At 65.4% G+C, this 13,101-nt stretch carries 9 protein-coding genes; 4 read left to right on the top strand and 5 right to left on the bottom strand.

What is annotated here, in order from left to right:
• Positions 1-4: 4 nt before the first annotated feature.
• The 4 genes from J2W40_RS08920 to J2W40_RS08905 all read right to left on the bottom strand — a co-directional run bounded on the left by J2W40_RS08920 (position 5) and on the right by J2W40_RS08905 (position 5,996).
• Positions 5-3,178 (bottom strand): efflux RND transporter permease subunit, encoded by a 3,174-nt coding sequence (locus J2W40_RS08920; protein WP_310223746.1) that lies wholly within the window; start codon positions 3,176-3,178, stop codon positions 5-7.
• Positions 3,179-3,181: 3 nt separating this feature from the next.
• The gene (locus tag J2W40_RS08915) at positions 3,182-4,342 is read right to left on the bottom strand and encodes an efflux RND transporter periplasmic adaptor subunit (RefSeq protein WP_310223745.1); all 1,161 of its coding nucleotides are present in this window, start codon (positions 4,340-4,342) and stop codon (positions 3,182-3,184) included.
• A 4-nt stretch (positions 4,343-4,346) separates the two neighbouring features.
• Complete coding sequence (locus J2W40_RS08910) at positions 4,347-5,591, bottom strand: TolC family protein (protein WP_310223743.1); 1,245 nt, start codon at positions 5,589-5,591, stop codon at positions 4,347-4,349.
• 69 nt (positions 5,592-5,660) lie between these two features.
• Positions 5,661-5,996, bottom strand: coding sequence for a hypothetical protein (locus tag J2W40_RS08905; RefSeq protein WP_310223740.1), 336 nt, complete (start codon positions 5,994-5,996; stop codon positions 5,661-5,663).
• Between the two features lie 121 nt (positions 5,997-6,117).
• On the opposite strand from J2W40_RS08905, the gene J2W40_RS08900 reads away from it, so the two are divergent.
• Together J2W40_RS08900 and J2W40_RS08895 are read left to right on the top strand one after the other, a co-directional pair.
• Positions 6,118-7,389, top strand: coding sequence for an ammonium transporter (locus tag J2W40_RS08900; protein WP_310223738.1), 1,272 nt, complete (start codon positions 6,118-6,120; stop codon positions 7,387-7,389).
• Between the two features lie 5 nt (positions 7,390-7,394).
• Complete coding sequence (locus tag J2W40_RS08895; protein WP_310223736.1) at positions 7,395-8,240, top strand: glycosyltransferase; 846 nt, start codon at positions 7,395-7,397, stop codon at positions 8,238-8,240.
• Here the strand turns inward: J2W40_RS08895 and J2W40_RS08890 are convergent.
• Entirely contained in the window at positions 8,237-9,589 is a 1,353-nt protein-coding gene (locus J2W40_RS08890) for an MFS transporter (RefSeq protein WP_310223734.1), read from the bottom strand. The two genes, J2W40_RS08895 and J2W40_RS08890, sit on opposite strands and share 4 nt — an antisense overlap.
• Positions 9,590-9,754: 165 nt before the next feature.
• Between J2W40_RS08890 and cyoA the strand changes: the two genes are divergently transcribed.
• Both cyoA and cyoB read left to right on the top strand, forming a co-directional pair.
• Positions 9,755-10,894, top strand: a complete 1,140-nt coding sequence (cyoA, locus tag J2W40_RS08885; protein ID WP_310223732.1) for a ubiquinol oxidase subunit II — start codon at positions 9,755-9,757, stop codon at positions 10,892-10,894.
• Positions 10,895-11,080: 186 nt separating this feature from the next.
• On the top strand, positions 11,081-13,099 hold the full coding sequence (gene cyoB / locus J2W40_RS08880; protein WP_037472343.1) for a cytochrome o ubiquinol oxidase subunit I: 2,019 nt from the start codon (positions 11,081-11,083) through the stop codon (positions 13,097-13,099).
• Positions 13,100-13,101 lie beyond the last annotated feature (2 nt).

The following is a 13,101-nucleotide window of genomic DNA, read 5'->3' as shown; positions in this document are numbered from 1 at the left end:
AACCTTAAGCCCGCCGCCCGCCGAAGCGCGCATAAAGCGTCGGCAGCACGAACAGGGTCAGCAGCGTCGCCGACACCAGCCCGCCGATCACCACCGTCGCCAACGGCTTCTGCACCTCCGCGCCCGACCCGGTCGCCAAGGCCATCGGCACGAAGCCAAGCGAGGCGACCAGGGCGGTCATCACCACCGGCCGCAGGCGACGCATGGCTCCCAACTCCGCCGCCCGCGCGCGCGCCATACCCTGCCCGATCAGTTCCTGAATCGCCGTCACCATCACCAGCCCGTTGAGCACCGCAATGCCCGACAAGGCGATGAAGCCCACCGCCGCCGACACGGAAAAGGGCATGCCCCGCAGGAACAGCGCCAGCACGCCGCCGACCAGCGCCAATGGCACGCCGGTAAAGACGATCATCGCATCGCGCACATTGCCCAGCGCCCCATAGAGCAGCAGCAGGATCAGCACGAAACAGGCCGGAACGACCAGCAACAGCCGATCGCGGGCCGACGCCAGATTTTCGAACTGCCCGCCCCATTCAAGATAGGCACCCGCCGGCAGGCGCACATCCGAAGCAATCTCCGCCTGCGCATCGGCGACCACGCTCGCCACGTCGCGCCCGCGCACATTGGCCTGCACCACGATGCGGCGCTTGCCATTTTCACGGCTGATCTGGTTGGGACCCGTCGTCACCGCAATCTCCGCGACGCTCGCCAGCGGCACGAAGGCGCCATCGGGCGTCGGTACAGGGATCTGCCCCACCGCCTCGATATCCGCCCGCTGTCCGTCATCAAGCCGGATCGTCACCGCAAAGCGCCGATCCCCCTCGAAGATCATGCCCGCGTCGCGCCCGCCGATGGCGGCGGCCACCACATCCTGCACCGCCTTGGCCGACAGGCCCATCGCCGCCAGCGCCTCGCGCCGGGGCCGGATGTCGAGCATTGGCAGCCCCTCGGTCTGCTCGACCCGCACGTCCACCGCGCCGTCCGTCCGCCGCAGGATCGTCGCGACCTGATTGGCGGTGCGGGCCATCGCGTCGGCATCGTCGCCAAACACTTTGACCGCCACGTCACCCCGCACGCCCGCAATCAGTTCATTGAACCTCATCTGGATCGGCTGGCTGATTTCGAAGGCATTGCCGGGTAGCACTTCCAGCTTCTTCTCGACCGCTTCCACCAGTTCCGCCTTGGGCAGTTTCGGGTCGGGCCATTCGTCGCGCGGCTTCATGATGATGAAGGTGTCCGAGATGTTGGGCGGCATCGGGTCCGACGCCAGTTCCGCCGTGCCGGTCTTGGAAAAGACGAAGCGGACCTGCGGCAATGTGGCGATCGCCTTTTCGACATCGAACTGCATCGCCTGGCTCTGTTCGACCGACGTGCCCGGAATGCGCAGCAATTGCGCGGTCAGATCGCCCTCATCGAGTTGCGGCAGGAACTCCTGCCCCAGCGTCAGGAACGCGCCGATCGCCAGCACGAATGCCGCCACCGCCACGCCCATCGTCCGCGTTGGCCGCTGCATCGCCTTGTCGAGGCCGGGTTCATAGCGTGTCTTGAGCCAGCCCATGATCCGCCCTTCCTTCTCCTCCACCGGCTTGGATAACAGCACCGCGAGCAGGGCCGGCACGAAGGTCAGCGAGAGGATGAAGGCGCAGACGAGCGCCAGGATGACCGTCAGCGCCATCGGCGTGAAGGTCTTGCCCTCAATCCCCGTCAGCGTCAGCAACGGGACGTAGACGAGGATGATGATCGCCTGACCATAGACAGACGGCCGGATCATTTCCCGCGCCGCGCCCACAACCACGGCCAGCCGCTCGTCGAGCGTCAGCACCCGGCCTTCGCGATGCTGCCCCTCGGCGATCCGTCGCAACGCATGTTCGACGATGATCACCGCGCCATCGACGATCAGGCCGAAATCGAGCGCGCCCAGGCTCATGAGATTGGCCGACACGCCGCCCTGCAACATGCCGAAACTGGTCATCAACATGGTGATCGGGATCACCAGCGCCGCGATCAGCGCCGCGCGGAAATTGCCGAGCAGCACGAACAGGACGACGACGACCAGCAACGCGCCCTCGGCCAGGTTCTTGGCCACCGTGTTGATGGTCGAATGGACCAGCGCGGTGCGATCCAGCACCGGCTGAACGATGACGTCGGTGGGCAGGGAAGCGTTGATCTCCTCCAGCCGCCGAGCGACCGCCGACGCCACGGTGCGGCTATTCTCGCCCACCCGCATGACCGCCGTGCCGACCACGACCTCGCGCCCGTTTTCGGAGGCCGACCCCATGCGGATCGCCTGCCCCGTCCGGACCGTGGCGACCTGACTCAGCAGGATCGGCACGCCCTCGCGCGTCGCGATCACGGTGCGGGACAGATCCTCCGCCCCAGTCAACCGCGCATCGGATCGGACTGCCAGCCCCTCGCCATTGCGATCGACCACGCCCGCGCCGACCGCATTGTTATTCTCTTCTAAGGCGCGCGCCAGATCGTCGATGCTAATCCGCAACGCCGCCAGCCGCGCCAGATCGGGCACTACCTGAAACTGCTTCACATAGCCGCCGATCGAATCGACCCCGGCCAGCCCCGGCGTATTTTTGAGCAGCGGCGCGACGATCCAGTCCTGCGCGGTGCGCAGATAGGTCGCCTGATCCGCCTGGCTGACCAGCCGCTCGCCCTCCGGCGTGATATAGCTGCCATCGGGTTGCAGCCCCGGTTCGCCCGGATCATGCTGGTCATCCTTGCGATGGGCGAGGTGGACGGTCCACATATAGACCTCGCCCAGCCCCGTCGCGATCGGCCCCATTTCCGGCGTCACGCCCGTAGGCAGGCTTTCGGCCAGCCCCGCCAGCCGCTCATTCACCTGCTGCCGGGCGAAGTAGATGTCGGTGGAATCGGTGAAGACAGCGGTGATCTGGGCAAAGCCGTTGCGGCTCAGCGATCGGCTATATTCCAGCCCCTCGATCCCCGACAGCGCGGTTTCGATGGGAAAGGCGACCTGTTTCTCGACCAGTTCGGGCGAGAGCGACGGCGCGCGGACATTGACCTGCACCTGGTTGTTGGTGATGTCGGGCACTGCGTCGATCGGCAGGCGCTGAAGCGCCCAGCCGCCGATGAGGCAGGCGATAAGGGTCAGCAGCAGCACCAGCCAGCGCCGCGCGACCGCGAATGTGACGATCCGGTCAATCATCGATCAATGCCCATGTTCCGCTTCGCCCTTGCCGAGTTCGGCCTTGAGCGTAAAGCTGCCGGTGGCGGCGATCCGCTCGCCGCCTTTCAATCCCTTGGTGACGATGACACGATCGCCGCTCACCGGCCCCAGGTCTACTGGAACCGCCTGAAACCCGGTGCGGGTGCGCACGAACACGCTGCTCTTGCCCTCGACCGTCTGCACCGCGATCTGCGGCACGGCGATAGCGCGCCCGCCATCCCTGGACGGCAGGTCGACGGCAGCGGAGACATTTTCGCCCACACGCCATTGCCCGTCGCGATTGTCGATCGTGGCGATGACCGGCACCAGCCGGGTCTGCGCGTCGAGGATCGGCGACACGAAGCTGATCCGCGCCTGCGCCGTGCGCCCCGGCGCGGTAACGGTGACAATGCCACCCGGTCGCAAGGTTGCCGCATCGGCGGCTGACAGCGACAAGGTGACCGAGAGCTTGCCAAGATTGGCGACGCGATAGAGTTCGGTGTCGACCGCCACCACCTGCCCCAGCATAGCAGTGCGGCTGACCACCTGCCCGCCGATCGGCGAAGGCAGGCTGATACGGTTGAGGCCACCGCCCGCGCGGCCCGTCGCCGCCAGTTGCTGCTGCGCCAGCCGCAGCGCAATCCCCGCCTCGGTCGCGCTCGTGCGCGCCGCGATCAGATCCTGTTCGGGCGATACACGCTCGGCAAACAGCCTTTGCTCCCGCCCCAAATTGCTGCGTGCCAGTGCCAGCCGGGCGCGGGCCGCCTCGATCTCGCCCTGCATCTGCGCCGCCTCGCGGCTTTCGATGACGGCCAGCGGATCGCCCCGCCGCACCGCCTCGCCCAGATTGCGATGAAGCGCGACCACGCGCCCGCTCACTGCCGCGGTCACCACCTGCATCCCCTGCGGATCGGCCTCGATCGTCGCGGGCAGGCTTGCCGCGCCACCCGATCCCGCCATGCCGACCGGCACCAGCATGATACCGGCGCTGCGAATTTGCGCCTCGGACAGCGTGATTACGCCTTCTTCTTCGGCATGCTCCTCCTCGCCTTCTTCCTCGGCATGGCCCGCTTCTTCATGTGCTTCATTTTTCGTCCCGGTCTCGCCACAGGCGACAAGCGCGAACGATAGCGGCAGCGCCGCTGACAATATCCAGTTCTTCATCGGATCAATCTTTCGCAAACAAGGATGCCGGGGCGACCAGCCGGTCACGGCGCGCCGAAGCATCATGATAGGTGGCCAGTGCGTCGATCGCGGCCATGCGGGTGTCGAGCAGCGCGCGTTCGGCCTCGATCAGGTCGATCTGCCCGAACCTGCCTTCGCGATAGCCGATACGCGCGATACGGGCGGCCTCCTGCGCGGCGGCAAGTGCCGGACCGCTGGCGATGCGCGCGGCGATTTCGGCATTGGCGACTTCCGCATCGGCCGAGGCGATGGCCTGGTCGAGCTGGATTTCGGTCATCCGCCGGGTAGCGTCGGCGCGTTGCCGTTCGGCTCGCGCCTGCGCCTGCGCCGCGCCGCCATTGTCGAAGATCTGCAATGGGATGTTGATGCCCATCAGCATCGCCGTGTCGTTGCTGCCCGACAGGCGGCGTGGCCCGGCGAACAGTTGCAGGTCAGGCACCCGCTGCGCGCCCGCCAGCCGCACCTGCGCATCGGCCGTCGCCACATCGAGCGCGGCAGCGCGTGCGGTCAGCATGTCGCTCACGGCCGCGCGGTCAACCGGCCCGGCAACCGCCAGCGTCTCGAACCAGCGCAGGTCGAGCGTCCCCGCGACCGGGCCACCGATCAACCGGCCCAGATTGGCGCGAGCGACATTCGCTAACCGCTCGGCCTGTTCCTGTGTCGCCTGCGCATTGAGATGCGCCAGTTCCGCGCGCTGCGCCTCCAGCGGCGAGGCCCGCCCCGCCCGCACGCGCGCCTGCGCCGCCCTTAGCGCTTCCGCCGCTATCGCGACCTGCCGCTGCGCCACGCTCGCCCGCTCCGCCGCCGAAACGGCAGTGACATAAGCCTGCGTCACGGCCAGCCGCAGGTCTGCGACGATGACCGCCTGTTCGATTTGCGCCCGGTCCTGCTGCGCATTGGCCAGCGCCACCCGCGCCGGGCGCTTTCCGCCCAGTTCCAGTGGCAGCGTGACCTGCGCCGTCGTCTCGGCGCTGCGAAAGCCCCGATAGTCGCCGCTGCCCGCGACATTTTCCGTCTGGATATTCAGTTCGGGATTGGGCCGCAGCCCGGCGACGCTGCGCGCCGCCTGCGCGGCCAGTACGCCCGCCGCCCCGCTTTCGATGGCGGGCGATGTCGCGCCCGCGCGCTCCAGCGCTTGCGCCAAGGTAAAAGATGGTTCGTCCGCCCGCGCCGTAAAGGCGCTGGTGCAGCACGACACGGCCAGACAGGCCGCAAAGATGCGTTTCATGAAGACAATTCCTGAAATCAACGAGAAAGGAACCGCGACGCCGGGCGAGCGCGGTCTATTCGGTCGATATCAGGCGATGGGCGGGCGCAATGTCCGGGCAGGTTCCACAGCGGACAGGCGCGGCACCGGGGGGATCATCAACCGATCGCGGATGGCTACTGTCCCATCGAAAGCGACGCGCGATCCCGCCGTGCCGACATGATGGCCATGGCAGCCGCCATGATGATGCAGCAGGCCATTATCCGCGTCGCCGGGTTGTAGGTCGCCATGCATGTCGGCCGCACTGATCGACAGGCTGCTCTCATCTTCGACGCACCCTAAGGCCTCGGTCGCATGCGCGAGCGTTCCCATCCCCATGGAGAGGAGAATCATGACCGCCGCAAAGAAAGACAGCAAACCCCGCATGGCTTGCCCTTAACAGTCTTGCACGCGCCTGTCATCGTCCGCTGATAGGGGCGGCTGCTTATCAAAAACTTTACCCTGTCCGCGCTAGGACGGGGGCCTGTTTGGATTGCCGGGATTGCCGATGCGCTTTGTTCTAACCCTGCCCCTGATCGCCGCGCTGGCCGCGCCGCAAGCCGCTTATGCCCAGATCGCCGTCGCCGACAGCGGCGATACGGGCTGGATGATGGTCTGCGCGCTGCTGGTCCTGCTTGCGGCCCTGCCGGGGTTGATGCTGCGCCATGCGGGCCAGGTCAATGTCCGCAACGCGCTCTCGGTTATGGCGCAGGGCGCGGGCGTCATCGCGACCGTGTCGCTGGCCTGGGCGATTATCGGCTACAGCCTCGCTTATGCACCGGGCAGCGTCTGGCTCGGCGGCGGGGCGAACCTGCTGCTCGCCAATCTCGCGCAATTGCGCGACGGGCTGACAGTTCCCGAATCCGCTTTCGTCCTGTTCCAACTCACCCTTGCCCTGTTCGCCGCCTGCCTGCTGGTCGGCGCCGTCGCAGAACGCACGCGGATCGGCTGGTTCCTCGCCTTCGCGCCGCTGTGGCTGCTGCTCGTCTATGCGCCGATCACCCATGCGGTGTGGGGCGGTGGCTGGCTCGCGGACTTGGGCGTGATGGATTTTGCCGGCGGCCTGGTCGTCCATGGCGTCGCGGGCTTCTCCGCCCTTGCACTGGCGTTGATCGCCGGGCGCAGGCGCGATCCCGCCAGTGTCGGCCATGCGCCGGTGCTTAGCGTTGCGGGTGGGGCGCTGCTGTGGATCGGCCTGTCCGGCATGGTCGGCGGCTGGGCGCTCGGCGCGACGGACGATGCCGCGACCGCGTTGCTCAACCATCATTTCGCCGCCTGCGCCGCTGCGCTGACCTGGGCGCTGCTCGACCATGTGCTGGGCAAGCGCACCACCGCCACCGGCATCCTGTCCGGTGCTTTGGCCGGGATCGCCGCCATCGCCGCCTCCGCCGCGCTGGTCGGCACCGGGGGGGCGATGCTGATCGGCGTCATCGCCGCGTTCGTCTGCCGCCTCGCTCAACCCCTCGTCGCTGGACGGGTAGACGACAGCGCCAGCGTCTTCGTCATCCATGGCCTTGGCGGCGCGACTGGCATCCTGTTCCTGCCCGTCTTCGCCCTGCCGCTGATGGGCGGCGTCGGCTTCGACATCGGCATCACCCTGACCGGCGCACTGACATCCCAAGCCATCGGCCTTGTCATTGTCGCGCTCTGGGCCATGGTTGGCAGCGCCATTGCCGCACTCATCGTGTCGATGCTGATCCCCATGCGTGCCACCGCGCAGGAGGAAGCCGATGGCCTCGATCTGGCCCAGCATGGCCAACAGGGCTGGGACTTCCGCTAGACGCCATGGCCGTCGCCGTCGCCATCTTCGCCCATCAGGAGGAGCGCCGGATCGGTGCCTGCCTGGCCTCGCTTCCGCTCGACCGGCCCGACACCTACTTCCATGTGCTGGTCAACGGCACGACCGACGCCACCGTCGCCCGTGCCACGGCGGCGGCGAACGGACGCGCCAATGTCATCGTCCACGACATCAAGGCGGGCGGCAAGTCGCGCACCTGGAACCATATGGTCCATGGCCTGCTGACGGGGACGGAGGAGGCCGTCATCTTCATGGACGGCGACGCGCAGATCGTCGCCGGGTCGATCGACGCGCTGGTCGCGGACCTCGCCGCCAACCCCCAAGCCAATGCCAGCGCGGGCATGCCGATGAACGGCCGCATGGCCGACTTCTACCGCCGCAACCTCAAAATCGAAGGCGGCCTGTTCGGCGATCTCTACGCTCTGTCGGGACCGTTCGTTGCGGCGATCCGCGCGCGCGGCCTGCGTCTGCCCGACGATTTGATTGGCGATGATGGCCTGGTCGCCGCCTGGGCGCATACCAACCTTGCCAACGATGCCGACTGGCAGCATGGCCGGGTGCTGGCGTGCGACGCAGCGGGCTTTCTGTGCGAACAGGTCAGCCTCGCCCGCCCTTCGACCTGGACGATGCAATACAAACGTTTGATAAGCTATTCGGTGCGCTTCTTCCAGAACCGGATCGTGTCGGACATCATGACGCGGGAGGGGCCAGACGGCCTACCCCCGCGCCTCGCCAGCCTCTATCCCGACTGGCTCCCCCGCTACCGCCCGCGCCCCGGCCTCACCGGCTGGTTCGACCGCAAGGCACTCGCCCGAATGCGCAAAGCGCTTTAGCGGTCGCGGCCCGCCAGTTCCTTGTTCACGAACAGGGCAAAGCCGGTGACGATAGCCCCGGACAGCAGATAAGCGCCCGACGCCGCCAGCCCGAACTCGGTCGAGATCAGCAACGCCACCAGCGGCGCGAAACCCGCGCCCACCAACCAGGCCAGATCCGACGTCAGCGCCGATCCAGTATAGCGCGTCGCCGACCGGAAGTTGGACGCCACCACACCTGACGACTGACCAAAGCTCAGCCCCAGCAGGATGAAACCGATCACCATGAACGCGACTTCGCCCAGATCGCCGCCATTGAGCAGCAACGGCGCGGCCACCGCGAAAAAGGCCGTGCCGATCGCCGAATAGCCGAGCAGGCGACGCCGCCCGATCATATCCGCGACGAAGCCCGACACGATGATTGCCAGCACGCCCACGAACGCACCGATGACCTCGATCATCAGGAAGCGTTCCAGCGGCTGGTCGGTGTAGAGCGCGATCCACGACAGCGGAAACACCGTGACCATATGGAACAGCGCGAAGCTGGCCAGCGGCGCAAAAGCGCCGATCACGATGTTGCGTCCTTCACTGCGCACGGTTTCGATCACGGGCGAGGGCTGCAATTCACGCGCTTCGTACAAACGCGCAAATTCCTCCGTCACCACGATCCGCAACCGCGCGAACAGCGCCACGACGTTGATCGCGAAAGCGACGAAGAAGGGATAGCGCCAACCCCAGCTCAGGAAATCAGCGGTGGACAGGGTGGACAGGAAGAAAGCGAACAGACCCGCTGCCACGATCAGCGCCAGCGGCGCGCCCAATTGCGGCATCATCGCATACCAGCCGCGCTTGGCCTGCGGCGCGTTGAGCGACAGGAGCGAGGCCAGCCCGTCCCATGTCCCGCCCAGCGCCACGCCCTGCCCCGCGCGGAACAGCGCCAGCAGCACCGCCGACCAATGGCCGATCGTCTCATAGCCCGGCAGGAAGGCGATGGCCGCGGTCGATCCGCCCAGCAGGAACAGCGCGATCGTCAGCTTCACCCCGCGCCCGAATTGCCGGTCCACCGCCATGAAGATCAGCGACCCGATCGGCCGCGTCACGAAAGCCAGCGCGAAGATGGCGAACGACCAAAGCGTCCCTTCCAGCGGCGACAGATAGGGAAAGACATGCGCGGGAAAGACAATGCACGATGCGATCGCGTAGACGAAGAAGTCGAAAAACTCCGACGTCCGGCCGATGATCACGCCGATGGCGATCTCGCCCGGCGCAATCTTCTTGCCGTCATGGGCGTGAAGGTTGCGCATGTCGCGTTCCGCCTGGGTGGAGTTGGTCTCCAGGCCAGGGCCGGGCGTGGTCGTCGCGGAAGTCATGGCGTGAAACGGGCCTTCATGCTGCGGGAACGATTCGGGGCCGCACAAGGCTGCACGACGAATCATTCTGGTGGTCGAATACAGCCATGCCCTATTTCGCCACTGCGCAGGGATAGGACAAAAGGTCCAATGTCACCCCGCAATGTTCCCGACTAGACGAACCCCATGATCGCCCGCACGCCCGCCCCAAGCCGCGCATTTCTGCGCCGATTCGCTCCCCTCCTGCTGCTGCCGCTGGGCGCATGCGACTGGGTAGTCATGGCACCGTCGGGCGATGTTGCAATGCAACAACGCGACCTCATCCTGATATCGACCGCGCTGATGCTGCTGATCGTCCTGCCCGTCATGGGCACGATCGGCTGGTTCGCGTGGAAATATCGCGCCAAGGCGCAGGCGAAGGATTACGACCCCGACTGGGATCATTCCACCAGCCTGGAACTGCTGATCTGGTCGGCCCCGCTGCTGATCATCATTGCGCTAGGCGCGGTGACCTGGACCAGCACCCATCTGCTCGACCCCTATCGTCCGATCGAGCGCATCGATTCGGCGCGCAAGGTCGATCCTGCGGCCAAGCGCCTGCAGGTCGAAGTGGTGGCGATGGATTGGAAGTGGCTGTTCATCTACCCCGAACTCGGCATCGCGACGGTCAATGAACTGGCCGCGCCGGTCGATCGCCCGATCGAGTTCAAGATCACCTCCTCCACCATCATGAACAGCTTTTTCGTGCCCGCGCTGGCTGGCCAGATCTATGCGATGCCCGGCATGCAGACGACGCTCCACGCCGTCGCCAACAAGCCCGGCACGTTCGACGGCTTCTCCGCCAACTATTCCGGCGCAGGCTTCTCCAACATGCGCTTCAAGTTCCACGCCATGGATCAGGGCGGGTTCGACCAGTGGCTCGCCCGCGTAAAGGCCAGCGGCGCGACGCTCGACCGCGCAACTTATGTGAAGTTGGAACAACCGAGCGAGAAGGTGAAGCCGATCTATTTCGCTGGCGTCGAACCCCGCCTGTTCCACGCCGCGCTCAACATGTGCGCGCAACCGGGCAAGCGCTGCATGGACGAGATCATGATGACCGACATGCATGGTGGCGCTGGCAAGGAATCGGCCCACGACACCAAGGGCCTGCGCCATGACGGCACGATCGACGTCGGCGGCTATCACCCGGTCGAACCCGGCAAGAAGGGCGAGATCGCCCAGCCCGCCGGCATGACCCCGGCTGCCGAGCAGACCCCCGCCGCGCAGGGCAACCAGGCACCGGGTCAGCAGGACCATGACGGGCACGGAGGAGGCCATGGGAATTAAGGCACCTGCCCCCCTCCCCCACGCCATCCTCCCCTCGCAGGGGAGGTGGCAGCCCGAAGGGCTGACGGAGGGGTGTCACCCTCTCGATAGCGGGACACCCCTCCGTCTGGCTACGCCAGACACCTCCCCTTCCAGGGGAGGATCATTCCCCCTCCCCCTTCTCTCTACATCAAGGCCGTAACGCCCATGTCCCCGCATCCCGCCTCCGAAAATAGTGGCATCTGGAAGCTGATCTTCGGTCGTCTCGACTGGAGTTCGCTCCCGCTGCATGAGCCGATCGTCGTCGGCACCTTCCTCATGGTCGCGCTGGGGGGCGCGGTGGTGTTCGGGCTGGTCACGAAATACAAACTCTGGGGCACGCTCTGGAACGACTGGTTCACGACCGTCGATCACAAGCGCATCGGCATCATGTATATGATCCTGGGGCTCATCATGTTCCTGCGCGGATTTGCCGACGCGATCATGATGCGTCTGCAGCAGGCGATGGCCTTCAACGGTTCTGAAGGCTATCTGAACGCGCATCATTACGACCAGATTTTCACGGCGCATGGCGTCATCATGATCTTCTTCGTCGCGATGCCGATGATTACGGGAATCATGAACTATATCGTCCCGCTCCAGATCGGCGCGCGCGACGTGTCCTTCCCCTTCCTCAATAATTTCAGCTTCTGGATGACCACGGCGGGCGCGATCATCGTCATGATGTCGCTGTTCGTGGGCGAATTTGCGCGCACTGGCTGGCTCGCTTATCCGCCGCTGTCGGGCATCGCCTATTCGCCGGGCGTCGGCGTCGATTATTATATCTGGGGCTTGCAGATAGCGGGCATCGGCACATTGCTATCGGGCGTCAACCTGATCGCGACCATCGTCAAGATGCGCGCGCCCGGCATGACGATGATGAAGATGCCCATCTTCACCTGGACCTCGCTCTGCGCCAACGTCCTGATCGTCGCCGCCTTCCCGGTGCTGACCGCCGTGCTGGCGCTGCTCAGTCTCGACCGCTACATCGGTACGGCCTTCTTCACCAACGACATGGGCGGCAACCCCATGATGTATGTGAACCTGATCTGGATCTGGGGTCACCCGGAAGTCTATATCCTGATCCTGCCTTTGTTCGGCGTCTTCTCCGAAGTCACTTCGACCTTCTCGTCCAAGCGCCTCTTCGGCTATAGCTCGATGGTCTACGCCACCATCGTCATCGCGCTGCTCAGCTATCTCGTCTGGCTGCACCATTTCTTCACCATGGGATCGGGTGCCAGCGTCAACAGCTTCTTCGGCATCACGACGATGGTCATCTCGATTCCCACGGGTGCCAAGCTCTTCAACTGGCTCTTCACCATGTATCGCGGCCGTATCCGCTATGAACTGCCGATGATGTGGACGGTCGCTTTCATGCTGACCTTCACCGTTGGCGGCATGACCGGCGTGCTGCTCGCCGTGCCACCCGCCGACTTCGTGCTGCACAACTCGCTGTTCCTGATCGCGCATTTCCATAATGTGATCATCGGCGGCGTCCTGTTCGGCCTGTTCGCAGCGATCAACTATTGGTGGCCCAAGGCATTCGGTTTCCGCCTGGAAACCACCTGGGGCAAGCGCAGCTTCTGGCTCTGGGTCGTGGGCTTCTGGACCGCCTTCATGCCGCTCTATGTGCTGGGCCTGATGGGCGTCACCCGCCGGATGCGCGTGTTTGACGATCCGAGCTTGCAGATCTGGTTCCAGATTGCGGCGCTGGGCGCTGTGATGATCGCGGCCGGCATCGCCTGCATGTTCATCCAGTTCGCAGTCAGCATCAAGAATCGCGATCAATTGCGCGACACGACCGGCGATCCCTGGGACGGCCGCACGCTGGAATGGGCGACCAGTTCGCCCCCGCCAGACTATAATTTCGCTTTCACGCCCGTCATCCATGATGGTGACGCCTGGGCGGACATGAAGAAGCGCGGCTATCAGCGTCCCCTGACCGGGTACAAGGCGATCCATATGCCGTCCAATACCGCAACCGGCCTGATCATCGCCGGCCTGTCCGTGGCCTTCTCCTTCGGCATGATCTGGTACATCTGGTGGCTGGCGGGCCTGTCCTTCGTCGGCATCCTCGCCGTCGCGATCGGCCATACCTTCAACTATAAGCGCGACTTCTACATCCCTCAGGATGTGGTCGAGCGCACCGAGGGCGAGCGCAGCGCGCTGCTCGCAACACAGGGCTAACA

Origin of the sequence: Sphingobium xenophagum (assembly GCF_031457465.1) — a bacterium.
Classification (GTDB): Bacteria; Pseudomonadota; Alphaproteobacteria; order Sphingomonadales; family Sphingomonadaceae; genus Sphingobium; species Sphingobium xenophagum_A.
This window is presented reverse-complemented; position numbering and strand designations above follow the sequence as displayed.

Bases quoted from the DNA above. Each gene is read 5' to 3' on its own strand.
- J2W40_RS08920 (WP_310223746.1), bottom strand. From the start codon at position 3,178: ATGATTGACCGGATCGTCACATTCGCGGTCGCGCGGCGCTGGCTGGTG.
- J2W40_RS08915 (WP_310223745.1), bottom strand. From the start codon at position 4,342: ATGAAGAACTGGATATTGTCAGCGGCGCTGCCGCTATCGTTCGCGCTT.
- J2W40_RS08910 (WP_310223743.1), bottom strand. From the start codon at position 5,591: ATGAAACGCATCTTTGCGGCCTGTCTGGCCGTGTCGTGCTGCACCAGC.
- J2W40_RS08905 (WP_310223740.1), bottom strand. From the start codon at position 5,996: ATGCGGGGTTTGCTGTCTTTCTTTGCGGCGGTCATGATTCTCCTCTCC.
- J2W40_RS08900 (WP_310223738.1), top strand. From the start codon at position 6,118: ATGCGCTTTGTTCTAACCCTGCCCCTGATCGCCGCGCTGGCCGCGCCG.
- J2W40_RS08895 (WP_310223736.1), top strand. From the start codon at position 7,395: ATGGCCGTCGCCGTCGCCATCTTCGCCCATCAGGAGGAGCGCCGGATC.
- J2W40_RS08890 (WP_310223734.1), bottom strand. From the start codon at position 9,589: ATGACTTCCGCGACGACCACGCCCGGCCCTGGCCTGGAGACCAACTCC.
- cyoA (WP_310223732.1), top strand. From the start codon at position 9,755: ATGATCGCCCGCACGCCCGCCCCAAGCCGCGCATTTCTGCGCCGATTC.
- cyoB (WP_037472343.1), top strand. From the start codon at position 11,081: ATGTCCCCGCATCCCGCCTCCGAAAATAGTGGCATCTGGAAGCTGATC.